The organism is Pseudomonas sp. AC083, assembly GCF_979253165.1.
This window is the reverse complement of sequence record NZ_CEEDDH010000007.1, coordinates 118,221-142,638: the sequence shown is the minus strand read 5'-3', so window position 1 is coordinate 142,638 and position 24,418 is coordinate 118,221. Positions and strand designations below refer to the sequence as shown.

Here is a 24,418-nt window from a genome sequence, read left to right as displayed (position 1 = left end):
ATTGGCCTGCATATTTTACAGACGCAGCCGACTGTTCCTCCCTACCTCCTGAATCCAATACTTCGGTTCCTTTAATCAAAACAAGCAGACAGCCAGAAAAGCGGCTTGCCAGCTTGTATCCCAAGGAATACGATCCCAACATGATCGCTTTTGAACGATCCCGCATATTTTCCGAATGGCTCGACTCCTTGAAAGACATAAAAGGGAAAGGCCGAATCATCTCCAGAATTAAAACAGCCGAAAATGGCAACTTCGGCGATTGCGGGTTCGTCGGTGACACTGTTTATGAAATGCGTGTTCATTACGGCCCTGGTTACAGGATGTACTTCACACGCAAAGGCGAAGTGATTTATCTGCTGCTGATCGGGGGCGATAAATCGACACAAAAAAGAGATATCAAACGCGCCGTGCAGATGGCTCATAACATCGGAAATGAGGAGTAAATCATGACCGAAGAATTCGCCCGTTTTGACGCCGCCGAGTACCTCAAAACTCCCGAGGACATGGCGGCATATCTAGATGCCTGTTTTGACGATGACGAAGGCGACGGCGTCCTTATCCGTGCAGCGCTCAATGACATCGCCCGGGCTCAAGGCATGACACAAGTGGCGCGGGATGCAGGTTTGGGCCGCGAAAGTCTTTATAAAGCCCTGAGTAGCACTGGCAATCCCGAATTCGCAACTATCATGAAAGTCATGAAGGCTCTGGGTTTGAGATTGCATGCCGTAACGCTGTGAATGAACTGCGACACCAAACCGCACGACGCTTTTTTACTTATCGGCCCTGATCAGGCTAAATGGGCCGCGCCTGATCGCCCACCCAACGGACCTGTCCCATGAACCGACGCCGGTTAGCATTTGCCTGGATCGCCTGCTTTGCAGTGCTGTTCAACATGCTCGCCATGCCGCTGAGCGGGGCGATGGCGCAGGCGGGCGGTGCACCGGCCGAGCAGATACTCTGGAGCAGTTTCTGCACCGGCAGCGGCATGAAGATGGTGGCGATCGACATCGGTGCCACGGATCAGAAGGCCCCGCAGAACGACAGCCATTCGAACATGCAGCACTGCTGGTGTTGCTCAGGTGGGGCGCCATTGCTGGCGCTGCCGGGGCATTCGCCGCAGCTGTATTTCGCGCAATTTGAAAGCAACCGCAGCGTTGCGCCCGCCTCCCTGCAAGCCCCGACGCCGCGCCAGCAATGGCCGAGTCTCAATCCCCGTGCATCCCCTCTGGTCTGATTGGTTCGCGCCCTGAATCCGCGTTTCAAATCGTTCTGGAGAACTGCCATGTTGAAGAAACTCTTCGTCCTCGCTGCGCTGTTGTTGCCGGCGTGCTTCGCCCATGCCCATGAATACAAGGCGGGTGCGCTGGAAATCGCCCATCCGTGGTCGCAGGAACTGCCGCCGAATGCGCCGACCGTCGCCGCCTACTTCATCATTCACAACACCGGCAAAAGCGCCGATCGCCTGCTCAGCGTCAACTCGCCCATCGCTGCACAAGCGCAGTTGCACGAGCACGTGATGCAGGGCGATCTGATGAAGATGCAGCAAGTGCCAAGCGTGGAAATCCCCGCCGGCGGCACCGTGACCTTCGCGCCGATGGCTTACCACGTGATGCTGCTCAACCCGAGCGATCGCAGTCTGCTCAGCGACGGCATGCGCTTCCCGATGACCCTGCATTTCGAAAAGGCCGGTGACGTCAGCGTTGAAGTTGCCGTGCAGAAAAAAGCGCCGGAATCCGCTCAGGGCCACGTCCACGCTCAGTAACCGTTTCGGCTGACTTCGCCCATGCGTCCGTTGCGCACCAGGCCCGTCCCGCATCACCGTCAGACTCAAGCGCTGACGCGTGGCAGCTGGATCGCCCTGTTCGCCATGCTGATGATCTTCATCGGTCCTCTGATTTCTCAGTCGATGCCGATGGATCAACACGCCTCGACCTCGATGCCAATGAGCATGGACATGTCGATGGACACGCCCGGCATGGATCACAGCGGCCATGCAGCCCAGCCTGCGGCCGAGCATTGCCCGCCGCAATCTTCGCATCACGTGCTGTGGGAAAAATGCGGCTATTGCAGCCTGCTGTTTAACTGCCCGGCACTGACCGGCGGCGGCGATTTCGTCGCTTTCAACATCCCGCCACCGAACACCTTCACCCCACCCTCCCCGCGTCTGGGCCATGCCCGCCAACCCTTCTTCCCCGGCGCCCGCACCCGCGCCCCGCCCATCGCCACGTAAACACGCACCTCTGATTGCACACGGTTGAGAAGACAGCTCCAGGCTGCCGGCCGTGGTGTTTACGACTGTTCGATGGAAATTGTCATGTCCAGGTTTACTGCTGTCCCCTGCGCGGAATCTGCCCGCGCGCACTTTGCCCTGAATGAATCGCGGATTCGTTGCAGGCACGCGATTGCCGCCCTTTGCGGCCTGCTGCTGACACCGCTGGCGTTGGCTGATGATCACGCGAGCCACGAAAGTGAATTGAGCCCGACGGTGATCACTGCCATCGCCCCGAGCTCACCACTGACGATCGTCACCAACCCCAGGGATCCGCGCCAACCAGTGCCGGCCAGTGACGGTGGCGATTATCTGAAGACCATTCCCGGCTTCGCTCTGGTGCGCAATGGCGGCACCAACGGCGATCCGGTGCTGCGCGGCATGTTTGGTTCGCGGCTGAACATCCTTACTAACGGCAGCATGATGCTCGGCGCCTGCCCTGGTCGGATGGACGCGCCGACCTCGTACATCTCGCCGGAAACCTACGACAAGCTCACGGTGATCAAAGGCCCGCAGACCGTCCTCTGGGGGCCGGGCGCATCGGCCGGTACGGTGCTGTTCGACCGTGAGCCGGAGAACTTCGGCGAACTCGGCACTCGCGTCAACGCCAGCATCCTGGCTGGCTCCCACGGCCGTTTCGACAAGGTTGTCGACGCGGCTGCCGGCGGCCCTCAGGGTTACGTGCGGGTGATCGGCAACACCGCGCATTCGGACGATTACCGCGATGGCAACAACGACATCGTCGCCTCGCGTTACGACAAGTGGAACGGCGATGTCGCACTGGGCTGGACGCCGGATGCCGACACTCTGATCGAGCTCACCGCCGGCAAGGGCGACGGCGAGGCGCGGTATGCCGGGCGCGGCATGGACGGTTCGCAGTTCCTGCGTGAAAGCCTCGGCCTGCGCTTCGAGAAATCCAACATCAGCGAGGTGCTGGAAAAACTCGAAGCGCAGGTCTACTACAACTACGCCGACCATGTGATGGACAACTACACCCTGCGCACGCCCTCCGGCACCGGCATGATGGCGGGACCGATGGCGTCCAACGTCGACCGACGCACCCTCGGCGCGCGAATCAAGGCGACCTGGCGTTGGGCGGACATTCAACTGATCACCGGGCTGGATGCGCAGACCAACGAGCACCGTCAGCGCAGTGCGATGGGCATCGATACCTACAAGGACCTGCCGTACAGCAAGGACGCCGATTTCCATAACTACGGCGTGTTCAGCGAAATGACCTGGTACGCCGCCGAGCGTGATCGCCTGATCACTGGCGCACGGGTGGATCGCGCTTCGGCCAAGGATTACCGGCAGACCACCGGGTCGGGGATGATGTCCCGTCCCAACCCGACCGCCGACGACACCCGCGCCGACACCCTGCCCAGCGGCTTCATCCGTTACGAGCATGACCTCGCCGACAGCCCGACCACGCTCTACGCCGGCCTCGGTCACGCGCAACGCTTTCCGGATTACTGGGAGTTGTTCTCACCCAAGTCCGGCCCGGCAGGATCGGTCAATGCGTTCGACTCGATCAAACCGGAAAAGACCACGCAGTTCGACTTCGGCGTGAACTACAAGAGCGCCGACCTCGAAGCCTGGGCCTCGGGTTACATCGGTGTGGTACGCGATTACATCCTGTTCGACTACACGCCGGGAATGATGGGCATGAGCACTTCGCGTGCCGAGAACATCGACGCGCGGATCATGGGCGGCGAACTCGGAGCTGCCTACAACCTGACCGACAACTGGCAAGCCGATGCGACCCTGGCCTACGCCTGGGGCAAGAACAGCAGCGACGGCTCGGCCCTGCCGCAGATGCCGCCGCTGGATGCGCGTTTCGGCCTGACCTACAGCGAGGCCAAGTGGAGCGCCGGCGCACTCTGGCGAGTGGTCGCCGCGCAGCACCGCATCGACGCGAACAAGGGCAACGTGGTCGGCAAGGATTACGCCCAGAGCTCGGGCTTCGGCGTGTTCTCGCTCAACGGCGCGTACCGCATCAACCAGCACTGGAAGGTCAGCAGCGGTGTCGACAACCTGTTCGGCAAAGCCTACGCCGAGCACCTGAATCTGGCTGGCAACGCCGGGTTCGGTTACCCGGCCAATGACCCACAGGCAATTAATGAACCGGGGCGCACGCTCTGGACCAAAGTGGATATGAGTTTCTGACACCAACACCTACCCATGTGGGAGCGAGCCTGCTCGCGAAGAGGCCGGCGCATTCAATATTGATGTCGTCTGGCATGACGCCTTCGCGAGCAGGCTCGCTCCCACAGGTAACAGACAACGAAAAGAACCAAGCCAAGCGGAGCACACGTGATGCAAAAGCCTCAACCCAATTTCTACAACCTGGCCTGGCGCTGGCATTTCTATGCCGGGCTGTTCGTCGCGCCGTTCATGGTGATGCTGGCCCTGACCGGGATCATTTATCTGTTCAAACCGCAGCTCGATTCGCTGATGTACAGCAGCCTGCTCGAAGTACCGGTCGGGCACCACACGGTGCCGGCCGATGACTTGCTGCAACGGGTGAAAGCTGCCTATCCGCAAGGCCAGGTCACTCAGTACCTGCCGCCGGTGAATGCCGAGCGCAGCGCGCAATTCGTGGTGAAAGACGCCGGTCACGAACTCAACGTATTCGTCGATCCGTACCACGGTGACATTCTCGGCGAGCAGGATGCCAAGCAGAATCTGCAAGCCATCGCCCGTGCGATCCACGGCGAATTGATGATCGGCACGGTCGGCGATCGGCTGATCGAAATGGCCGCTGGCTGGGGCGTGGTGCTGGTGGTCTCGGGACTGTTTCTGTGGTGGCCGCGTGGTCAGGCGGCGGGCATCCTGTGGCCGCGCCTGAGCAGTCGCGGTCGGCTGTTGTGGCGCGATCTGCATGCGGTCACGGGGTTCTGGGGCGCAACATTGCTGCTGGTGATGTTGCTCAGCGGCATGACCTGGACCGGTTTCTGGGGCAAGCAATACGCGCAGGTGTGGAACGTGTTTCCAGCCGCAATGTGGGACAACGTGCCGACTTCCGACATCGAGGCACGCAGCCTCAACAGCGCGACCCGCCAGACCGTGCCATGGGCGATGGAAAACACACCGATGCCAATGTCCGGCGACCACGCCGAACACATGAATCACGGCAATGCCCATGCCGGTCCCGCTGCACCCGAAGTCAGCCTGCAGGATGTGCAAAACATCGCCAGCGAACGCAAGGTGGAGCCCGGCTACAGCATCACCCTGCCGACCACCGCCACCGGCGTGTTCACCATTGCCGTGTTCGCCGATGACCCACGCAACGACGCCACCCTGCATATCGATCAGTACACCGGCAAGGTTCTCGCCGATGTGCGTTTCGAGCATTACGGCACCGTTGCTCGCGCTACCGAAATCGGCGTGATGCTCCACGAAGGCAAGATGTTCGGCACCTTCAACCAGATCGTCGTGCTGCTGATCTGCCTGATGATTCTGCTCAGCGCCGTCAGTGGTGTAGTGATCTGGTGGAAACGCCGGCCTGAAGGCAAGTTCGGTGTGCCGCCGCTGCGCCATGATCTGCCGAAGTGGAAAACCGGCGTGGCGATCATGCTGGTGCTGGCGGTGGTGTTTCCGCTGGTGGGGGCTTCGCTGCTGTTCGTGTGGTTGCTTGACCGGTTTGTCTTGCCACGAGTCGCCCGGCGCACCGTCGATCTACCGCGCTGATAGTGTGGCGCGGGCTCAGTGGCCCGCGCCCGACTCGGCACTCGAATTACAACTCATCTCTGATTCGCACGGCACCATCGGCCGCCGGCTGTTGCCGACGGGTTCGCCAACCACTGCCCAGGTGCCCGGTATGGCGCCAATACGCGCCTGCCACCAACACCTGAAATTCGCCCAATTGCAGGAGTCGCGAGACAAATTGCCCAGGCGTGAGGCGGCTGACCCATTGCCCGTTTTCATAAACGACCGAACGGGTCAGCAGCAGATCCCGTTCGGCGTCTGAGTACACTGGCGTGTATTTGAGCAACTCATGGCCGGGCGTGGAGTAGTAATACCCACGAATATCGAAACCTTGGTTTTTCAACTCGTGGGTGTGTGCATACACCAGCGCGGGTTCGGCGAAATTACTGCGGATCTGTTCGTTGTCAGCGACCAGCAAGGTATTGCCCGACAGGCTGAATTGATGACTGGCCACGACGGCATAACCGTCAGGGAAGCGCGGTGCAGGTCGGCGCCAGTCGGTCGCAGGGTCCTTGGCGGTACGGAAAAGACGCAGACGAAGATTTTCCTCGTTGGCGAACCACGCAACAGGCTCCAGCGGGACAAAGCGCTGGCCGGACTCTTCCCCGAGAACCGCGCCCTCATAGCCGGTCCGACCGAGTATTTCATTGTCGGTCCGTTGCTGGGCATAGCGGGCAGCATCGTCGGAATGCTGGAAGATCGGTCCCAGCGCCGGAACCGGATGATTTTGCCAATGGCGCTCACGAGATATCTCGGCAAGGCCCGGTTGCCAGCCCTCCCCGACCCGACCACGGCGAGACCAGCAGGGGCTGGTTTCAATGACATGCAGGTCACCGGCTCGCGCCATCCGATTTACGTATTCAACAAGGCTGAAGGTGCCCTTGCTGTTGTTGCGTTCATCAATAGCCGCCTGCTCCATTGACACAAAAGCGTTGGGGCGCAATTCCACTTGCCCGAACCGGTCGAAGAATGTGCCGGGCTCGAACGCGTGCAGTTGCAGCCTCAGCAGCGCTCCGTCGGCGCAGGAGAAGTAGATCGGCTTGTAACCCTGTGGCGTACTGGCCCGTCGACACGCCTGCTGGACTTCGCTGGGCATGATCAGCACATGCCGGATATCCGTGGATCGTGCGCCAAGCGGCGGCAGGACGGCGCGCAGATAAATCGAATCCAGCAGAAAGCCTGATGGCAGTCGCCCGTGCTCGAAGATCCGGTCCAGCGCCAGCGCAGACCGTTGTGCAGTCAGCGGCAGACTGGCAAGAAACACACCGACGGCCGAGCGCAGGATGACACCGAAAGTCTGCGTATCGCGGCTCACCGCCAGCTCATGGACATATCGAGCGGCCGCATCCGCCTGAAGGTATAACGGGCTGCACACCGCCGCAGTAGCGGCTTTGCTGTAATCCGTCACGATCTGCAGATCGGCGGAGAACGGCACCCAGCGCGATACTTGCCGGGGCAGGCCCCACAGGTCACTGCCGGTGACGACCTGCAAATAACCGGTTCTGGCGAGCGAGTCGATCCAGTCGATCGGTTTCAATTCACCGCTGTAAAGGCGCTGCTTGATGGTCTCGCCATCCAGTGATGCGGGCAGGCTATTGCTTGCCGTCAGGGCAATCGACAGATCGGCGCGCAGACGCTCCCACAACCCAGGCTGATAGCGAATCGTCGCACCGTCCGGCGCAAACAGGTATTCATCCCAGACCACAGGCTTGCGCGTGAATGCCGAGTACAAGGTGTCGACCGACAGCATGTTCAAGTAGATCTGTTTGTCGATGGCCGAAAACGCTACCGACAGCTCCCTCGGGACTCTGGAGCGGTAACGCGCAACGATCCGGCAATTTTCTGGAAACAGTCCGGCAGCGCGAGCCTCGTCGGCGATGATCTCGCTACTGTCGAAATTTTCGCGTGTCACTTCAATCGGCAAGGTAGCGACGTAGAGGCCGTCGGAGCGTTTCAGAATGACACCGCCATAGAGCTTGTCGGTGCTCTGCGGCAACAGCGATCGGGCATGCACCGCCGCATCGTCGGCACTGTGAAAAACCGGCCCCAGGGCGCGTCGCTGCAGATTTGCGTAAGGCTGCCAGGTTTTCTTGACCAAACCCGGCCGGTCCCAGCACAGACTCGTACGCAGCACGTCAAGTTGACCACTGTCGACCACGGTGTGCACGAAGTCGGATGGCAACAGCCTTTGCGCAGCGAGATCGTCCTTGAGCGTTTGCAGCGTCGTCTGCGAGCTGTCGTTGTAGAACAACTTGCTGGAGCTGTTGAACACATACCTGAGCAGAGCACCATCACCAGTGGCGATATACAAAGTTCTGTGGCGGCCAGTGGCGACGACCGGGCGCCGCTCGGAGAGATACATGGCAACGGTCAGCGTCTCTGGCGTGACGAAGTAATGCGCGAGCCAGTCCTGGGGATGGCGCAAGGTTTCCCCGATTCGCTGGTGCATGTAATACACGGCATGCAGGTCGAAGCCATCCGGGTACTGATACCAGGGAGCTGTCCTGCTGGAACTGAACACCGACTCCTGACGAAACAGATTAGTGCCGCTATCGCTGACGGGTATCAGCTCGCTGGCGATGTATTCCTCCCGCTCCACGTGCTTGAGAATGAAGCCGAACCAGGTTTTCTTCTCGTCGTGCAAATGCACGTCAGTACTGGATTGACTCAGTGCTGCCTCGTCCGCCGAGGAAAACACCGCACCAAAGAAAATCCTCGCAGGACGCTTCCACGGCATTGTCGTGGCGCCAGGCGCAGGCACTTGCGTTGGCGGATATGGCTGCAAAGAGAGATCTGGCAATGACGGTTTCGGTAACGTCGGCAGCGGCGGCTCCGACTCGCCTGGTTCAGCCACTGGCGCTACTGGCAGGCTCCAGTCAGCGCCGATTTGCCCGCGATAGCCCCACAGTGCGTGATCGATCAGGTTGAACAAGACGCCGGCCTGCGCCTGTTCACGCACAAAGGCCTGTGGCCGTTCAGTGCCGTTGCGCAGCGCACTGGCAAGCTCGCCCGGGTGCTTGCCAGTGCCGAGGCGTCTGGCCAGCTCCCTGGCGACGATGGTGGTGTAGGGCTGGAACCTGATCAGGCTGTCACCGGCACCAGAGCAATACAGAGCGATCCCGTCGACCAGGGTCTGCCGCAGCTCGTCAACGTTGAGCATCTGCACGTCCAGCAGAGCCTCGGCACGGGTCCAGCGCAGATACCGGATATGCACCGGGTCAAGTTGCGAAAGCGCAACGTGAGCGACATAACGCGCATGCATGGTGTGGTCGTCTGGAAACACCGGCCGACCGTGATTGTCCAGAGGATAAAGCCGCCCCTGGCTGAGCGTATCGATATCCCCGGGCAAGGGTTCGGTCACCACGAAACGCTTGTCGCTACGCTGAAAAACATACCCCGCGTACTGCTGATCACGGCGAATGCCCACGAGCTCATGGGCATGGCGAACCGCATCATCGGCCGCCAGAAAAGCCCGGCTCAATCGCGGCCAGGGGAAATTGGCGAAGGGCTGCCATTGCAGATCCACCGGCCCCAGATGCGCCCACAACGCACTGCCGCGCACGACCTCCAGGGTCCCGGCCAGTACCAGCATCGAAACAAATGCGCAGGTATCCAGTGTGCCGGCCAATAGCCTTGCCTGCACACCATTGTCACTGACCGTGCCGTCCGACTGCGTAACGCTCAGTGCCGCTTCGATCGAATCGCCGCTGAAGCGGTACTTCAACATCGCATGATCCTGCGCCCGCATGTACAGCGACAACGCACGCCCTGCTTGCGCCAGATGTTGGCTGCGGGCATTCGCTTCGATAGCGACGGCGATCTCTCGGGGCGTGAAGAAGTTCTCGTAGAGCCACGGCTGAGCGGGCGGAAACTGTGCAGGGTCGGGCCGCGAGGCGAAGTAAAAGCCCTCCAGCAAATAACCCCTGGGCAGCTGCAATTGCCCCTGGGCATCAACCGGAAATATTCGCTCAGGATCCCATGCCGCCAGTCCGGCCGGGCGCGCATGGATGGCGACATACTCCTCGCCGGTCAGTTTTTTCAAGATCAGGCCTGTCGTCTGCGCGCCTCTTGATTTCAACGCGGCCAGCACGGCGCGTTCGGCATTGACGCATACACGGGTCATCAGCGGCAGTTCGGTGACCGCACCCGCGGAGAACGACGCGCCGACCCTCCAGTCCGCGGGTACGCGCCCCACCGAGTAGCCCCAGTCGGCATTCGAAACAATGACTTTGAGCTCACCCACGGTCGCCAGCTTGTTGATCACCGCCATCACGTCATAGGCCCCCGCCGGATGGCCCGACGGCCCGCCTGACTGCTGCCAGAGAAAGTAGTCGCGCTCCTCGGGCGAGCCGCTCGAGACGTATTTGAGCAAGCTGCCATCCGGGCCTGAAAGGTAAGCGCTGCGGAAAAAATCCCGCGCCGACACATCGCCAATGAAATCGCCGCCTGAATAGAAACTCATGAACAGCCGGAGCAGCGTTTCATCCTGACGCCGATTGCCATTGCGGAACTCGGCATGGATCGGCGGATGGCTGTGAACGCTGGCGACGCACCGGTAGCCCAGCGGATGAAGCATGCCGCCAAGGACATCGGTCTGCACAATTGTGCCGAAGTCAAAACCCGTGGCTTGCCCGGCGATGGGTGAAGTGGCGAGCAATTTCCCGTCCGGACGCAGCAGGATCACGCTGCCGTACTCTTTGTCCGGGTTCAGTGGAATCCGCGTGTGCACCCAATAGGCGGCGTCCTCTTCAGTCAGAAAGGCCGGGCTCAGTGGCGGCAGCTTGAACGTTGCTGAAGAACTTGCGGTACGACCGGATCGGCCTGAGACATGACTCATAAAAACCTGCGCAGAGAATCGGGATGAGCGCGTGAGTGTGGGCCGTCGGTTTTCACCTGCTGTGGTACATGTTTATCGTTTCTGTATCCGCATCTGCGCGACAGCTGCGCCCCAATCTGGCGCAACTGGACGCACCATCGCCCGACTACCGTCCCCTCCTGGTGCACGCCCACAGCGCGCAAGCGCTCTGGCACGACATTTTCTTGCCTGAACGCGACCGGGCACAGCCTTTGCAAAACACACCTTCAGTCGTCCGCATCTGCCAACCAGAAAAAATCGAATGTTCATGGAGATCGCACAATGAAGCGTCGCAGTTTGATCAAGGCTTTCACACTCACGGCATCCATTGCCGCGATGGGCATGACCTGGACTGTCCAGGCCGCCGAGACCATCAAGGTCGGGATTCTGCATTCGTTGTCCGGCACCATGGCGATCTCCGAAACGTCGCTCAAGGACATGGCGCTGATGACCATCGACGAGATCAACGCCAAGGGCGGTGTGAACGGCAAGATGCTCGAGCCGGTGGTGGTCGACCCCGCTTCCAACTGGCCGCTGTTCGCCGAAAAGGGCCGACAGCTGCTGACCCAGGACAAGGTCGCGGTGGTGTTCGGCTGCTGGACCTCGGTGTCGCGTAAATCGGTATTGCCGGTGTTCGAAGAGCTCAATGGCCTGCTGTTCTACCCGGTGCAGTACGAAGGCGAAGAGATGTCGCCGAACGTCTTCTACACCGGCGCCGCGCCGAACCAGCAAGCGATCCCCGCCGTTGAATACCTGATGAGCGAAGAAGGCGGCAGCGCCAAGCGCTACTTCCTGCTCGGCACCGACTACGTCTACCCGCGCACCACCAACAAGATCCTGCGCGCGTTCCTGCATTCCAAAGGCGTGGCCGACAAGGACATCGAAGAGGTCTACACGCCGTTCGGTCACAGCGATTACCAGACCATCGTTGCCAACATCAAAAAATTCTCCGCCGGCGGCAAGACTGCCGTCATTTCCACCGTCAACGGCGACTCCAACGTGCCGTTCTACAAAGAGCTGGCCAACCAGGGCCTGAAAGCCACCGATGTACCGGTGGTGGCGTTCTCGGTCGGTGAAGAAGAACTGCGCGGCATCGACACCAAACCGCTGGTGGGCAACCTCGCGGCGTGGAACTACTTCGAGTCGGTGGAAAATCCTGCGAACAAGAAATTCGTCGCGGACTGGAAAGCCTATGCGAAGAAACACAATCTGCCGGGCGCCGATAAAGCGGTGACCAACGACCCGATGGAAGCCACCTACGTCGGCATCCACATGTGGGCGCAGGCGGTCGAGAAAGCCAAATCCACTGACGTCGACAAGGTTCGCGAAGCGCTGGCCGGGCAGACCTTTGCTGCGCCGTCCGGTTACACGTTGACCATGGACAAGACCAATCACCACCTGCACAAGCCCGTGATGATCGGCGAAATCCAGAGCGACGGTCAGTTCAACGTCGTGTGGCAGACCGAAGGCCCGATCCGCGCGCAACCATGGAGCCCGTATATTCAGGGCAACGACAAGAAGCCGGATTATGCGGTGAAGAGCAACTGAGGCGAATTCAACCTTTGAGGCGGGCTTGAGTTTTCCCCCTCACCGGAACGCCGCCCGCCCAGCCCTCTCCCTCAGGGAGAGGGGGAAAGGGAGTCGATCTTCATGCTTTTCAAAGCCTGAGCTCGACTCGAATTCGCAGGTCGCAGCACATCGCCCAGACACCTCGGTCAGTCCCCTCTCCCTCCGGGAGAGGGTTAGGGTGAGGGGGCGGTTGAACAGGACACCACCAATGCCCACTGCCATACACCGCTTGCTTCTCGCCATCGCACTGTTGCTGCCGATGCTCGCTCACGCCGGCGACGCCGAAGACTTCGTCGCGGCCAACCCGATGCAACAGGCCAAACTGCTGGAAGCCTGGGCCGCGCAGCCCGATCCGGCGCGTATCGAATTGCTCAACGCCCTGCAGCAAGGCGAGCTGACGATCGACGGCCAAGCGAAAACCCTGCGCCTGAACAATCGCCTGCGGGGTCTGATCGACACCGCGATGGCCAGCCATCAATTGCTCGCTGCTGACGGCAAAATCCGTCTGAGCGCCGCACAGCAATTGCAGAAAAGCGCGAAACCCGCGCAGCTGAAGTTTCTCGACCAGCAACTGGCTGGGGAAAAAGACCCAAGCGTCCACGCGGCCCTGAGCCTCGCGCTGGCCAACCTGCAACTGGTCGACAGCGACCCGGCGGTGCGCCTTGCAGCGGTGCGGTTGCTCGGTGAAACCGGCGATCCGCTGGCACGCACGCGCCTGGAAGGTTTGCTCGAACCGGGCGTGGAAAGCGATGCCGGTGTGCGCACCGCCGCTGAAACCAGCCTCGCTCAGGTCAAGCGCAAATTGCTGATCGGCGAAGTGCTCGGCCAGGCCTTCAGCGGCATGTCGCTGGGCTCGATTCTGCTGCTCGCCGCCCTCGGCCTGGCGATCACCTTCGGCCTGCTCGGGGTGATCAACATGGCCCACGGCGAGATGCTGATGCTCGGCGCCTACTCGACCTATGTCGTGCAGTTGATGTTCCAGCGTTACGCGCCGCAGGCCATCGAGTTCTATCCGCTGATCGCGCTGCCAGTGGCGTTCTTCGTCACCGCCGCCATTGGCATGGCGCTGGAGCGCACGGTTATTCGCCATCTCTATGGTCGGCCGCTGGAAACCCTGCTCGCGACCTGGGGCATCAGCCTGATGCTGATCCAGCTGGTGCGGCTGGTGTTCGGTGCGCAGAACGTTGAAGTGGCCAACCCGGCGTGGCTGTCCGGCGGTATTCAAGTGCTGCCCAATCTGGTGCTGCCGTACAACCGCATCGTCATCATCGCTTTCGCATTGTTCGTGGTGGTGCTGACCTGGCTGCTGCTGAACAAGACCCGCCTCGGCCTCAACGTTCGCGCCGTTACCCAGAACCGCAACATGGCCGCCTGCTGCGGCGTGCCAACCGGGCGCGTGGACATGCTCGCCTTCGGTCTCGGCTCGGGCATCGCCGGGCTGGGCGGCGTGGCGCTGAGCCAGATCGGCAACGTCGGTCCCGACCTTGGCCAGAGCTACATCATCGACTCGTTCCTGGTGGTGGTGCTCGGCGGCGTCGGCCAACTGGCCGGTAGCGTGCTCGCCGCATTTGGCCTGGGCATCGCCAACAAGATTCTCGAACCGCAGATCGGTGCGGTGCTCGGCAAGATCCTGATCCTCGCGCTGATCATTCTGTTCATTCAGAAACGTCCGCAAGGCCTCTTCGCACTGAAAGGACGGGTGATCGACTGATGAACCAGCCTCTGTTAGTCACGGCCACACAAAAGGCCGGGCCGAAAGTCACGCTCGCGGTCGGCGGGGTGATCCTCGCGCTGCTGATCGTTCTGCCGCTGCTCTCGTTGTTGTCGCCAGACAATGCCCTGCACGTCTCGGCCTACACGCTGACCCTGGTCGGCAAAATCCTCTGCTACGCCATCGTTGCTCTGGCGCTGGATCTGGTCTGGGGTTACGCCGGCCTGCTGTCGCTGGGCCACGGTCTGTTCTTCGCCCTCGGCGGGTACGCGATGGGCATGTACCTGATGCGTCAGGCCGCCGGCGATGGCTTGCCAGCGTTCATGACTTTCCTGTCGTGGAGCGAATTGCCCTGGTACTGGACCGGCACCAGCAGCTTTATCTGGGCCATGTGTCTGGTGGTGCTGGCGCCGGGTCTGCTGGCGCTGGTGTTCGGTTTTTTCGCCTTCCGTTCGCGGATCAAGGGCGTGTATTTCTCGATCATGACCCAGGCGCTGACCTTCGCCGGCATGCTCCTGTTTTTCCGCAACGAGACCGGGTTTGGCGGCAACAACGGCTTCACCAATTTCCGCACGATCCTCGGTTTCGGCATCACCGAACCGGGCACCCGCGCGGTGCTGTTTCTGGCCACGGTGTTGCTGCTGGTGGCGAGCCTGTTCATCGGCTGGCGCCTGGCGCAGAGCAAGTTCGGCCGAGTGCTGACGGCGTTGCGCGATGCGGAAAACCGTTTGATGTTCTGCGGCTACGACCCGCGCGGTTTCAAGCTGTTCGTCTGGGTGCTGAGTGCGGTGTTGTGCGGTCTCGCCGGAGCGCTTTATGTCCCGCAGGTCGGCATCATCAACCCCAGCGAAATGTCGCCGACCAACTCGATCGAAGCGGCGGTGTGGGTCGCCCTTGGCGGGCGCGGCACGCTGATCGGGCCGCTGCTCGGCGCCGGCGTGGTCAACGGCATGAAGAGCTGGTTCACCGTGGCCTTCCCGGAATACTGGCTGTTCTTCCTCGGCGCGCTGTTCATCGTCGTGACGTTGTACCTGCCCAAGGGCGTGATCGGTCTGCTGAAGAAACGAGGTGAACAATGAGAGTCACAGCGAGTGCTGAATTCATGCTGGAGCCGGCGTTTTTCCCCGTGGAACCGAACAAGGACGAAGGTACCAGCCGCGACTCGATCGGCCTCGGCCAGCGCGTCGGCCCGGGCCTCGATACGCGTCACGGCACGATCCTGACTTTGGAAGACATCAGCGTCAGCTTCGACGGCTTCCGTGCGCTGAACAATCTCAACCTGTACATCGGCGTCGGCGAACTGCGCTGCATCATCGGCCCCAACGGCGCGGGCAAGACCACGCTGATGGACGTGATCACCGGCAAGACCCGGCCCAGCCACGGCAAGGCCTGGTTCGGTGAAACCCTGGACCTGACGCAGATGAGCGAAGTGCAGATTGCCCAGTCCGGCATCGGCCGCAAATTCCAGAAGCCGACGGTGTTCGAAGCCTTGAGCGTGTTCGAAAACCTGGAGCTGGCGCAGAAGACCGACAAGTCGGTGTGGGCGAGTTTGCGTGCGCGCCTGAGTGGCGAGCAGAAGGATCGCATCAGCGAAGTGCTCGAGACGATTCGCCTGACCACCTCGGTCAATCGCCAGGCCGGGCTGTTGTCCCACGGCCAGAAGCAGTTTCTCGAGATCGGCATGTTGCTGATGCAGGACCCGCAATTGCTCCTGCTCGACGAACCGGTGGCGGGCATGACCGACGCCGAAACCGAGTTCACCGCTGAGCTGTTCAAATCGCTGGCCGGCAAGCATTCGCTGATGGTGGTCGAGCACGACATGGGCTTTGTCGGCTCGATTGCCGACCACGTCACGGTGCTGCATCAGGGCAGCGTGCTGGCGGAAGGCTCGCTTGAGCAAGTGCAGGAAAACGAGCGGGTGATCGAGGTCTACCTCGGCCGCTGAAGACCTAGATCGTTCCCACGCTCTGCGTGGGAATGCCGCCATGGACGCTCTGCGTCCGCCGTTATGTGACGCGGAGCGTCACGGGATGCGTTCCCACGCAGAGCGTGGGAACGATCACCGGGGGAGAATTTGGACATGCTGCAAGTCGACAAGCTGCATCAGTACTACGGCGGTAGCCACATCCTGCGCGGCCTGAGCTTTGACGTGAAGGTCGGCGAAGTGACCTGCCTGCTCGGCCGTAACGGCGTGGGCAAGACCACCCTGCTCAAATGCCTGATGGGCCTGCTGCCGGCCAAGGAAGGTGCGGTGAACTGGGAAGGCAAACCGATCACCACGTTCAGACCGCATCAGCGTGTGCATGCCGGTATCGCCTACGTGCCGCAGGGCCGTGAGATCTTCGGGCGCCTGACGGTAGAAGAAAATCTGCTGATGGGCCTGTCACGCTTTCCAGGCTCAGAAGCCAAAGAAGTTCCAGGTTTCATCTACGAACTGTTCCCGGTGCTGCTACAAATGAAGCAGCGCCGTGGCGGCGATCTGTCCGGTGGTCAGCAACAGCAACTGGCGATCGGCCGCGCATTGGCCAGCCGCCCGCGCCTGCTGATTCTTGATGAGCCGACCGAAGGCATTCAACCGTCGGTGATCAAGGAAATCGGCGCGGTGATCAAGCAGCTCGCGGCGCGCGGTGACATGGCGATTCTGCTGGTCGAGCAGTTCTACGATTTCGCCGCCGAACTGGCCGATCAATACCTGGTGATGTCGCGGGGCGAGATCGTCCAGCAGGGTCGCGGTGAAAATATGGAGGCCGAAGGTGTACGCGGGCTGGTCACGATCTAACGCGCCGGTCTAATCTGTAGCTTCCTAACGATAATCACAAAACCATGAATTCGATTGTTGCACCTGCCCTGTTTACCCCGAGCTGGCACGCCGAGCTGGAACTGGCCTACGCGCGTTTCGGCGACTGCACGCGCCCGGTCATGCGCCGTCACCTCGGCCCGCTGCGGGTGCAAAAGCATCTGTACGCCGAAGGCCCCGAGGTCTGCCAGCACATCATCGTCCACCCACCGGGCGGAATTGCCGGTGGTGATCGGCTCGATATCAGCGCGCGCGTCGAACACAACGCCTGGGCGCAAATCACCAGCCCCGGCGCCGCCAAGTGGTATCGCGCCGGTGGACCGGCTTATCAGCAGCTCGACTTGCAAGTCGCTGCCGGCGCGACCCTGGAATGGCTGCCGCAGGAAACCATCGTCTACAGCGCCGCGCAGGCCGAGTTGGCCACAACGATCGAGCTCGAAGGCGATGCGCGGCTGTTCTACTGGGACGTGGTGGCGCTCGGTCGTCCGGCCAGCGGCGAGCGTTTTGACCTCGGGCATTTTCAGGCGCACCTGGATATCCGCCGCGATGGTCAGTTGCTCTGGCACGAACGGCAGCGCATTGTCGGTGCGGACGGTTTACTCGACTCGCCGATCGGCCTGGATGGCAATCCGGTGTTCGCAACGATGCTGGTGACCGGTGAGATAGACGCCGGGTTGCTGGAGCGCTGCCGCTCGCTGGGGCACGAAGTGCGTGGAGACTTGACCCAGTTGCCAGGGTTGCTGGTGGCGCGGTGTCTGGCCGGTGAAGCGTTACTCGCCCGCGCCTGGCTGATTGATTTATGGCGACTGCTAAGGCCTGCGCTGCTGGGCCGCGAGGCCATGCCCCCCCGAATCTGGAACACCTGAAATGCATTGCCCTGTAGGAGCTGACGAGTGAAACGAGGCTGCGATCTTTTGATCTTGATCTTTAACAGCAAGATCAAAAGATCGCAGCCTTCGGCAGCTCCTACAGATCGCGATCGACCTGATCATTCTTAACTGCCGATATTGGATTCCAACAATGGACCTGACTCCACGCGAAAAAGACAAACTGCTGATCTTCACCGCCGGCCTCGTCGCCGAGCGGCGGCTGGCCCGTGGCGTGAAACTCAACTACCCGGAAGCCATGGCCTACATCTCCGCCGCGCTGCTCGAAGGCGCCCGCGACGGCCAGACCGTGGCCGAGCTGATGCATTACGGCACCACCCTGCTCAGCCGCGAACAAGTGATGGAAGGCATCCCGGAAATGATCCCGGAGATCCAGGTCGAGGCGACGTTCCCCGACGGCACCAAACTGGTCACCGTTCACCAGCCGATCGTCTGAGGCCGCGCCATGACTTACAGCATTCGCGATGCGAGCCGGGCCGACCTGCCGGCGATCCGCGACATCTACAACGACGCCGTGCTCAACACCACGGCGATCTGGAACGAACAAGCGGTCGACCTCGGCAATCGCCAGGCATGGTTCGACGCGCGTCAGTTGCAGGCGTATCCGATTCTGGTGATCGTCGACCGTGAAAACGCAGTGCTGGGTTACGCCTCGTTCGGCGACTGGCGCCCGTTCGATGGCTTCCGCCACACCGTCGAGCACTCGGTGTACGTGCGAAGCGATCAACGCGGCAACGGCCTCGGCCCGCAACTGATGACTGCCCTGATCGAACGCGCCAGAGCCTGCGGCAAACACGTCATGGTCGCCGCCATCGAAAGCGGCAACGCTGCCTCGATCCGCTTGCACGAGCGCGCCGGTTTCAGCATCACCGGGCAGATGCCGCAAGTGGGCACCAAGTTCGGCCGCTGGCTCGATCTGACCTTCATGCAGTTGACCCTCAATCCCGGCGCACAGCCGCCGGGTGCCCACAAGGAGTGATGTCGATGAACGCCGCCCAGTTGCGCCGCGTCAACGCTGAAAGCTTTGCCCACTATCGCCAGGGCCTGATCGATCTGCTGCTCGACGCCGTCGGTTACGGCGCCAGCGTCGGCTTCATGGCCGACCTCGATGCCGCCCAGGCCCGCGCGTATTTCGATGAGGTGCAGGACAACATCAACAAGGGCAGCACGCTGCTCTGGGTGGTGGTGAAGGACGAGCAGGTGCTGGCCAGCGTGCAACTGGGCCTATGCCAGAAGGCCAATGGCCTGAACCGCGCCGAAGTACAGAAACTGCTGGTGCGCGAACACGCGCGGCGCCGTGGCCTCGGCCAGCAACTGATGCAGGCGCTGGAACTCGAAGCGCCCAAGCACAAGCGCGGCATGCTCTATCTCGACACCGAGGCCGGCTCGCCGGCAGAAGATTTCTACAAGGCGCTGGGCTACGTGCGCGCCGGCGAAATTCCCGATTACGCCTGCGATCCCAACGGCACCTATCGCCCGACCGCTCTCTATTACAAAGTCCTGCAAGGAGCCCAGCGATGATTCCTGGCCAATACCAGATCCAGCCCGGCGACATCGAACTCAACGTCGGCCGCCGCACCGTGAGCCTGAAAGTCGCCAACAGCGGCGACCGGCCGATCCAGGTCGGCTCGCATTTCCACTTTTTTGAAACAAACGACGCGCTGACCTTCGATCGCGCCGCCAGTCGCGGCATGCGCCTGAACATCCCCGCCGGCACCGCCGTGCGCTTCGAGCCGGGCCAGAGCCGTGAAGTCGAGCTGGTCGATTACGCGGGGCATCGCCGGGTGTTCGGCTTTGCCGGACGCATCATGGGTGATCTCGACTGACGGATCATTCCCACGCTCCGCGTGGGAATGCATCCCGTGACGCTCCGCGTCACAAAAGGCGGACGCAGAGCGTCCATGGCGGCATTCCCACGCAGAGCGTGGGAACGATCATTGAATCCCAAGGCAAGCACATGAAGATTTCTAGAAGCGCCTACGCCGACATGTTCGGCCCCACCGTCGGCGACAAGGTGCGCCTGGCCGATACCGAGCTGTGGATCGAAGTCGAAAAGGACTTCACCACTTATGGCGAGGAAGTGAAGTTCGGCGGTGGCAAAGTCATCCGCGACGGCCAGGGCCAGAGCCAGTTGCTCGCCGCCGAAGTGGTCGACACGCTGATCACCAACGCGCTGATCATCGACCACTGGGGCATCGTCAAGGCCGACGTCGGCCTCAAGGACGGGCGCATCGCCGCGATCGGCAAGGCCGGCAACCCCGACGTGCAGCCCAACGTGACCATCGCCATCGGCGCCGGCACCGAAGTGATTGCCGGCGAAGGCATGATCCTCACCGCTGGCGGCATCGACACGCATATCCACTTCATTTGCCCACAGCAGATCGAAGAAGCGTTGATGAGCGGCGTCACCACCATGATCGGCGGCGGCACCGGTCCCGCTACCGGCACCAACGCCACCACCTGCACCTCCGGCCCGTGGCATCTGGCGCGCATGCTCCAGGCCGCCGATGCCTTCCCGATGAACATCGGCCTCACCGGCAAAGGCAACGCCAGCCTGCCGGAGCCGTTGATCGAACAGGTCAAGGCCGGCGCCATCGGCCTCAAGCTGCACGAAGACTGGGGCACCACCCCGGCGAGCATCGACAACTGCCTCAACGTTGCCGATCAGTACGACGTGCAGGTGGCGATCCACACCGACACCCTCAACGAATCCGGCTTCGTCGAAACCACCCTCGGCGCATTCAAGGGCCGCACCATCCACACCTATCACACCGAAGGTGCCGGTGGCGGCCACGCGCCGGACATCATCAAGGCCTGCGGTTTCCCCAACGTGCTGCCGAGTTCGACCAACCCGACCCGGCCGTTCACCCGCAACACCATCGACGAACACCTCGACATGCTGATGGTCTGCCACCACCTCGACCCGAGTATTGCCGAAGACGTCGCCTTCGCCGAAAGCCGTATCCGCCGCGAAACCATTGCCGCTGAAGACATCCTCCACGACCTCGGCGCGTTCTCGATGATCAGCTCCGACAGTCAGGCCATGGGCCGCGTCGGTGAAGTCATCACGCGCACCTGGCAGACCGCCGACAAGATGAAAAAACAGCGCGGCCCACTGCCCCAGGACGGCGAGGGCAACGACAACTTCCGCGCCAAGCGTTACATCGCCAAGTACACCATCAACCCGGCGATTACCCACGGCATCAGCCATGAAGTCGGCTCGATCGAAGTCGGCAAGTGGGCCGATCTGGTGCTGTGGCGTCCCGCGTTCTTTGGTGTGAAACCGACGCTGATTCTCAAAGGTGGCGCGATTGCCGCGAGCCTGATGGGCGACGCCAACGCCTCGATTCCGACGCCGCAACCGGTGCACTACCGCCCGATGTTCGCCAGCTACGGTGGCTCGCTGCACGCCACCAGCCTGACCTTTATCAGCCAGGCAGCGCAGGCGGCCGGATTGCCGGAGGCTCTGGGGCTGAAGAAGCAGATCGCTGTGGTGAAGGGCTGCCGCGAAGTGCAGAAAACCGACCTCATCCACAATGACTATCTGCCGAACATCGATGTCGATCCGCAGACCTATCAGGTCAAGGCCGATGGCGTGTTGCTGTGGTGCGAACCGGCGGAAACGCTGCCGATGGCGCAGCGCTATTTTCTGTTTTGATTAGGGGGCGCGCTGAATACGGACTCGCTGGCTCGTATTCAGCAGCTATCGCTCAGGCGATCACGGAAACAACTTCGCGATGTCCGCGTCGCTGTAGTTGTAATTGATGCGCAACTCGGTTCCTGCCGGAATATCTTCGGTAGCGAAGATGGCGTTGAGAATGAAGTCGCGGGTGACCAGTTCCTTGCCTATCAACTGTTGCGCTTCAACATCGAATGGCACGAATTCGACGTTATAACCATCCGTGGCCTGGCGAACCGGCTTGCCCGTTGCGTTGTACCAGAAATGCGTATTGATCCTGGAGATGATCGTGTCACCGACCATCGCCAGCTGGACGGGGATCAGATATCCAGGTCCTGGCTGGTAACGCACGCCGACCTTCATGGTGTATGACTGCTGGGGGAGCGGCACAAGACGTCCTGGCATGATGGCGCCAGCATAGACGCCGACCACCTCGCCTCGGCTGATGCGCCGGTTGGCAACCACCATGGACTGGCCGACCAGGGCCCGCTCACCGGGCGCACGCATGTCGGCCTCGGTGAACAGTCGCCATTGCAGCTTTTCTTCATACAGCCGCGCGACATGCTCGTAGGCGCCAAACTTGATGTACGGCTTGATCTGCTCGGAGGTGTATCGGCCGCCGTCTTCGAAACGCACGAGGGTCTGGAGCTTCTTTATGCGGATAGGCGTGCCGGCGATGTCCCGGAATGGATATTTGCCGTTATTGGCTCGGTCGTAGACCCCAGGCCGATTGCTGAGAAACGAAAAGCGCGTTTCGCTGCGCATTGCACTCAACTCGTCAGCAGTGAAAGGTTTGACGGGCATCGACTCGGACGCCAGATAGAAATGTTCATCTGCCGCATCGACATCGTCGGGCAGCTCTTCAAGGGCTGACTCATAGTCTTCATCATTCTGCCGCGCCGCCCTGCGGCTTTTACCCGGTACAACGGCGGCGTCCGGCGATGCGCTGAAATCCTCCAGCGAGTACCAGTGCTTGTTCAACGGATCGTAGGCAAGCACTGGACCGGACGGCTGCAGCTCGCTGGACAACCGGGCCCGATGCAGACCGGTCTCGGCATCGACGCCGATCAGCACCGTACCACCGCCCTGCAAGTCCGCGTATTGGCGACCCTTGAATACGCGAAACCCGTCAACGTTCGCTTGCGGTAGAGGGGCTGTCGAGGCAATCAGGTAACGCTCCAGCGCGGAGGCTGCAACCGCTGGGACGGAACCCGACGTAGACGGCTTCGGATGGACTTGCACGCTGTGCGGCGTGGCTGCAATTTCCATTTGCTGCGTGCTACTGCCGGGTTCGCTGGTATCGGGCGGGGTCTTGCGAATGAACGGACCGGGGGTCAGGTGCGGCGACTCGATACCGTGCGTGGCGGAATCCCGGGATGTGCGTCCAGGGGTGGTGATATCGACTGCGCCCGGCTTGGGCGGCTTGGGTCTGACTGGCATTGACAGGCTTCCTTGCAAAGATTGCGCAGCGCTGGCCAGTCTGGCTGGCGCTACGACCGTCGGCATCCATTGCCAACATGTGCCCGGAAAACTATCAGACCATCCAGCCGGTTCATACCGGGTGAAACACTCGCAAACACTAACCCGGCACAAGCGGGCCGGCTCGCGATGTGGCCGGATCAGACCTCATCGCCTCAAACAACTTATTCGACCACCAGCCGCCCCAACCGCTGGCGCAACATGCGGTTCTCGGCGCGCAACTGCTTCACCTCATCCAGCAGATCCAGCGCCAGCGCCACGCCTTCCCACTCCAGTTCCAGATCACGGCGCAGCTTCGCCGCGCGCTTGGCCAAGGCCAATTCGTAGTCGGTGAAGCGCCATTCCCGGGGCTGCGCGCCCTGAGGTTCGAGGATGCCGTGCTCGACGATTTCGATCACGTAGACGTCCGACAAATCGGCCGCCTCACAGAATTCTGCCAGGTCCAGTTGAACGATCAGGGGGCTGCTCATGATGGGCTACTCCGTCGTCGGGTTCAGAAGTTCTCTCGCGGGTTGAATGCGGCTTTCTTCGCCAGTTCCTGCCACAGCGCCTTGACCTCCTCGTCGGAGGCTTTCGGCATCACGGCCTTGAGCTGCACGAACAGGTAACCGCGTTCGCCGGCCTTGTTCAGCAGGCCATGGCCCTTGGCGCGCATGCGCTGGCCGTTCTGGCTGCCGGCCGGGACCTTGAGGTTGATCTTGCCGGTCAAGGTCGGCACGGCCACTTCAGTGCCCAATGCCAATTCCCACGGAGCCAGGGGCAAGGTGATGATCAGGTTCTCGCCTTCAACGTCGAATTTCGGGTGCGGCGCAAACCGGATGGTCAGGTACAGATCGCCATTCGCCCCGCCACCGATGCCCGGTGCGCCCTGGCCTTTCAGGCGAATCCGCTCGCCGTCGGTAACGCCGGCCGGAATCTTCACGTTCAGGCTCTTGCTGGTGTTGCTGACATGCTGGCCGTGCGCGTTGTATTGCGGCACCTGAAAGGTGACTTTCTTCGATTCGTTCGACAGGGTTTCTTCGAGGAAGACCGGCAGTTCCATTTCCACGTCTTGCCCTCGGCGTCCGCGTGATTGGCGGCTCTCGGCGCCACCGAAACCGGGGCCGCGATTGCCGAAGATCGAACTGAAGAAATCCGAGAAGTCGCCCGTGTCGCCACCGCCACCGCCGAAGCCGCCACGGCTCTGCCAGCCCGGCGGGCCCTGGAACGGCTGACCGTGCTGGCCATAACGGCGCAGTTCGTCGTATTCGGCGCGTTTGTCGGCGCTTTTCAGCGCTTCATAGGCTTCCGAGGCGTCCTTGAACTTGGCCTCGGCGTCTTTTTCCTTGCTGACATCGGGGTGGTATTTGCGCGCCAGCTTGCGATAGGCCGCCTTGATGGCCTTGTCGTCGGCTGTCGGCTCCACGCCGAGTATCTTGTAATAGTCTTTGAAGTCCATGGAAGGATCACCATCCGTTATCGATT

The 24,418-nt window shown here is 61.4% G+C and carries 22 protein-coding genes; 18 read left to right on the top strand and 4 right to left on the bottom strand.

Going from position 1 to position 24,418, the window contains the following annotated elements:
• The first annotated feature begins 140 nt into the window (after positions 1-140).
• The 7 genes from AC0IXA_RS13200 to AC0IXA_RS13170 all read left to right on the top strand — a co-directional run bounded on the left by AC0IXA_RS13200 (position 141) and on the right by AC0IXA_RS13170 (position 5,959).
• A complete protein-coding gene (locus tag AC0IXA_RS13200; RefSeq protein ID WP_122606498.1) occupies positions 141-443 on the top strand; it encodes a type II toxin-antitoxin system RelE/ParE family toxin in 303 nt (100 codons plus the stop codon).
• Between the two features lie 3 nt (positions 444-446).
• Positions 447-737, top strand: a complete 291-nt coding sequence (locus AC0IXA_RS13195) for an addiction module antidote protein (protein ID WP_007914567.1) — start codon at positions 447-449, stop codon at positions 735-737.
• Positions 738-835: 98 nt separating this feature from the next.
• On the top strand, positions 836-1,234 hold the full coding sequence (locus AC0IXA_RS13190; protein WP_471813362.1) for a DUF2946 domain-containing protein: 399 nt from the start codon (positions 836-838) through the stop codon (positions 1,232-1,234).
• Positions 1,235-1,282: 48 nt separating this feature from the next.
• A complete protein-coding gene (locus AC0IXA_RS13185) occupies positions 1,283-1,762 on the top strand; it encodes a copper chaperone PCu(A)C (RefSeq protein WP_471813360.1) in 480 nt (159 codons plus the stop codon).
• 21 nt (positions 1,763-1,783) lie between these two features.
• Positions 1,784-2,230, top strand: coding sequence for a DUF2946 domain-containing protein (locus tag AC0IXA_RS13180; RefSeq protein ID WP_471813358.1), 447 nt, complete (start codon positions 1,784-1,786; stop codon positions 2,228-2,230).
• A gap of 84 nt (positions 2,231-2,314) precedes the next feature.
• The gene (locus tag AC0IXA_RS13175) at positions 2,315-4,435 is read left to right on the top strand and encodes a TonB-dependent copper receptor (RefSeq protein WP_471813356.1); all 2,121 of its coding nucleotides are present in this window, start codon (positions 2,315-2,317) and stop codon (positions 4,433-4,435) included.
• A gap of 150 nt (positions 4,436-4,585) precedes the next feature.
• Entirely contained in the window at positions 4,586-5,959 is a 1,374-nt protein-coding gene (locus AC0IXA_RS13170) for a PepSY-associated TM helix domain-containing protein (protein WP_471813354.1), read from the top strand.
• 46 nt (positions 5,960-6,005) lie between these two features.
• Here AC0IXA_RS13170 and AC0IXA_RS13165 read toward each other — a convergent pair whose 3' ends face one another.
• Positions 6,006-10,814, bottom strand: coding sequence for a DUF4329 domain-containing protein (locus AC0IXA_RS13165; protein ID WP_471813352.1), 4,809 nt, complete (start codon positions 10,812-10,814; stop codon positions 6,006-6,008).
• Positions 10,815-11,114: 300 nt separating this feature from the next.
• Here AC0IXA_RS13165 and urtA point away from each other — a divergent pair, with 300 nt between their 5' ends.
• The 11 genes from urtA to ureC all read left to right on the top strand — a co-directional run bounded on the left by urtA (position 11,115) and on the right by ureC (position 21,454).
• On the top strand, positions 11,115-12,380 hold the full coding sequence (gene urtA / locus AC0IXA_RS13160; protein ID WP_016771886.1) for an urea ABC transporter substrate-binding protein: 1,266 nt from the start codon (positions 11,115-11,117) through the stop codon (positions 12,378-12,380).
• A gap of 229 nt (positions 12,381-12,609) precedes the next feature.
• On the top strand, positions 12,610-14,112 hold the full coding sequence (urtB, locus tag AC0IXA_RS13155) for an urea ABC transporter permease subunit UrtB (protein ID WP_217864479.1): 1,503 nt from the start codon (positions 12,610-12,612) through the stop codon (positions 14,110-14,112).
• Complete coding sequence (gene urtC, locus AC0IXA_RS13150; RefSeq protein WP_122751722.1) at positions 14,112-15,191, top strand: urea ABC transporter permease subunit UrtC; 1,080 nt, start codon at positions 14,112-14,114, stop codon at positions 15,189-15,191. Before urtB ends, urtC begins: the two co-directional genes overlap by 1 nt.
• Positions 15,188-16,057: an urea ABC transporter ATP-binding protein UrtD gene (gene urtD / locus AC0IXA_RS13145; RefSeq protein ID WP_016771888.1), complete on the top strand. Its 870-nt coding sequence runs from the start codon at positions 15,188-15,190 to the stop codon at positions 16,055-16,057. The genes urtC and urtD overlap by 4 nt, the downstream gene beginning before the upstream one ends.
• A 135-nt stretch (positions 16,058-16,192) precedes the next feature.
• Positions 16,193-16,891, top strand: a complete 699-nt coding sequence (urtE, locus tag AC0IXA_RS13140) for an urea ABC transporter ATP-binding subunit UrtE (RefSeq protein ID WP_281881544.1) — start codon at positions 16,193-16,195, stop codon at positions 16,889-16,891.
• 44 nt (positions 16,892-16,935) lie between these two features.
• The gene (locus AC0IXA_RS13135) at positions 16,936-17,775 is read left to right on the top strand and encodes an urease accessory protein UreD (protein ID WP_471813350.1); all 840 of its coding nucleotides are present in this window, start codon (positions 16,936-16,938) and stop codon (positions 17,773-17,775) included.
• Positions 17,776-17,929: 154 nt separating this feature from the next.
• On the top strand, positions 17,930-18,232 hold the full coding sequence (ureA, locus tag AC0IXA_RS13130; RefSeq protein ID WP_003221215.1) for an urease subunit gamma: 303 nt from the start codon (positions 17,930-17,932) through the stop codon (positions 18,230-18,232).
• 9 nt (positions 18,233-18,241) lie between these two features.
• Positions 18,242-18,775 (top strand): GNAT family N-acetyltransferase, encoded by a 534-nt coding sequence (locus tag AC0IXA_RS13125; RefSeq protein ID WP_422492388.1) that lies wholly within the window; start codon positions 18,242-18,244, stop codon positions 18,773-18,775.
• Between the two features lie 5 nt (positions 18,776-18,780).
• Positions 18,781-19,317, top strand: coding sequence for a GNAT family N-acetyltransferase (locus AC0IXA_RS13120; protein ID WP_073471741.1), 537 nt, complete (start codon positions 18,781-18,783; stop codon positions 19,315-19,317).
• Positions 19,314-19,622, top strand: coding sequence for an urease subunit beta (locus AC0IXA_RS13115; RefSeq protein ID WP_016771893.1), 309 nt, complete (start codon positions 19,314-19,316; stop codon positions 19,620-19,622). The genes AC0IXA_RS13120 and AC0IXA_RS13115 overlap by 4 nt, the downstream gene beginning before the upstream one ends.
• Before the next feature lie 131 nt (positions 19,623-19,753).
• Positions 19,754-21,454, top strand: coding sequence for an urease subunit alpha (gene ureC / locus AC0IXA_RS13110; RefSeq protein WP_471813347.1), 1,701 nt, complete (start codon positions 19,754-19,756; stop codon positions 21,452-21,454).
• 60 nt (positions 21,455-21,514) lie between these two features.
• On the opposite strand, the gene AC0IXA_RS13105 is transcribed toward ureC, so the two are convergent.
• From AC0IXA_RS13105 to AC0IXA_RS13095, 3 genes are all read right to left on the bottom strand, one after another.
• Complete coding sequence (locus AC0IXA_RS13105) at positions 21,515-22,915, bottom strand: hypothetical protein (protein ID WP_471813345.1); 1,401 nt, start codon at positions 22,913-22,915, stop codon at positions 21,515-21,517.
• Positions 22,916-23,118: 203 nt separating this feature from the next.
• Positions 23,119-23,424 (bottom strand): chaperone modulator CbpM, encoded by a 306-nt coding sequence (locus AC0IXA_RS13100; RefSeq protein ID WP_016771896.1) that lies wholly within the window; start codon positions 23,422-23,424, stop codon positions 23,119-23,121.
• Between the two features lie 23 nt (positions 23,425-23,447).
• Positions 23,448-24,392: a DnaJ C-terminal domain-containing protein gene (locus tag AC0IXA_RS13095; protein WP_110603615.1), complete on the bottom strand. Its 945-nt coding sequence runs from the start codon at positions 24,390-24,392 to the stop codon at positions 23,448-23,450.
• Between the last annotated feature and the right edge of the window lie 26 nt (positions 24,393-24,418).

Bases quoted from the DNA above. Each gene is read 5' to 3' on its own strand.
- urtC (WP_122751722.1), top strand. From the start codon at position 14,112: ATGAACCAGCCTCTGTTAGTCACGGCCACACAAAAGGCCGGGCCGAAA.
- AC0IXA_RS13190 (WP_471813362.1), top strand. From the start codon at position 836: ATGAACCGACGCCGGTTAGCATTTGCCTGGATCGCCTGCTTTGCAGTG.
- urtD (WP_016771888.1), top strand. From the start codon at position 15,188: ATGAGAGTCACAGCGAGTGCTGAATTCATGCTGGAGCCGGCGTTTTTC.
- AC0IXA_RS13175 (WP_471813356.1), top strand. From the start codon at position 2,315: ATGTCCAGGTTTACTGCTGTCCCCTGCGCGGAATCTGCCCGCGCGCAC.
- AC0IXA_RS13120 (WP_073471741.1), top strand. From the start codon at position 18,781: ATGAACGCCGCCCAGTTGCGCCGCGTCAACGCTGAAAGCTTTGCCCAC.
- AC0IXA_RS13180 (WP_471813358.1), top strand. From the start codon at position 1,784: ATGCGTCCGTTGCGCACCAGGCCCGTCCCGCATCACCGTCAGACTCAA.
- AC0IXA_RS13135 (WP_471813350.1), top strand. From the start codon at position 16,936: ATGAATTCGATTGTTGCACCTGCCCTGTTTACCCCGAGCTGGCACGCC.
- urtE (WP_281881544.1), top strand. From the start codon at position 16,193: ATGCTGCAAGTCGACAAGCTGCATCAGTACTACGGCGGTAGCCACATC.
- AC0IXA_RS13125 (WP_422492388.1), top strand. From the start codon at position 18,242: ATGACTTACAGCATTCGCGATGCGAGCCGGGCCGACCTGCCGGCGATC.
- AC0IXA_RS13195 (WP_007914567.1), top strand. From the start codon at position 447: ATGACCGAAGAATTCGCCCGTTTTGACGCCGCCGAGTACCTCAAAACT.
- AC0IXA_RS13115 (WP_016771893.1), top strand. From the start codon at position 19,314: ATGATTCCTGGCCAATACCAGATCCAGCCCGGCGACATCGAACTCAAC.
- AC0IXA_RS13095 (WP_110603615.1), bottom strand. From the start codon at position 24,392: ATGGACTTCAAAGACTATTACAAGATACTCGGCGTGGAGCCGACAGCC.
- AC0IXA_RS13185 (WP_471813360.1), top strand. From the start codon at position 1,283: ATGTTGAAGAAACTCTTCGTCCTCGCTGCGCTGTTGTTGCCGGCGTGC.
- AC0IXA_RS13105 (WP_471813345.1), bottom strand. From the start codon at position 22,915: ATGCCAGTCAGACCCAAGCCGCCCAAGCCGGGCGCAGTCGATATCACC.
- AC0IXA_RS13170 (WP_471813354.1), top strand. From the start codon at position 4,586: ATGCAAAAGCCTCAACCCAATTTCTACAACCTGGCCTGGCGCTGGCAT.
- urtA (WP_016771886.1), top strand. From the start codon at position 11,115: ATGAAGCGTCGCAGTTTGATCAAGGCTTTCACACTCACGGCATCCATT.
- urtB (WP_217864479.1), top strand. From the start codon at position 12,610: ATGCCCACTGCCATACACCGCTTGCTTCTCGCCATCGCACTGTTGCTG.
- AC0IXA_RS13100 (WP_016771896.1), bottom strand. From the start codon at position 23,424: ATGAGCAGCCCCCTGATCGTTCAACTGGACCTGGCAGAATTCTGTGAG.
- ureA (WP_003221215.1), top strand. From the start codon at position 17,930: ATGGACCTGACTCCACGCGAAAAAGACAAACTGCTGATCTTCACCGCC.
- ureC (WP_471813347.1), top strand. From the start codon at position 19,754: ATGAAGATTTCTAGAAGCGCCTACGCCGACATGTTCGGCCCCACCGTC.
- AC0IXA_RS13165 (WP_471813352.1), bottom strand. From the start codon at position 10,814: ATGAGTCATGTCTCAGGCCGATCCGGTCGTACCGCAAGTTCTTCAGCA.
- AC0IXA_RS13200 (WP_122606498.1), top strand. From the start codon at position 141: ATGATCGCTTTTGAACGATCCCGCATATTTTCCGAATGGCTCGACTCC.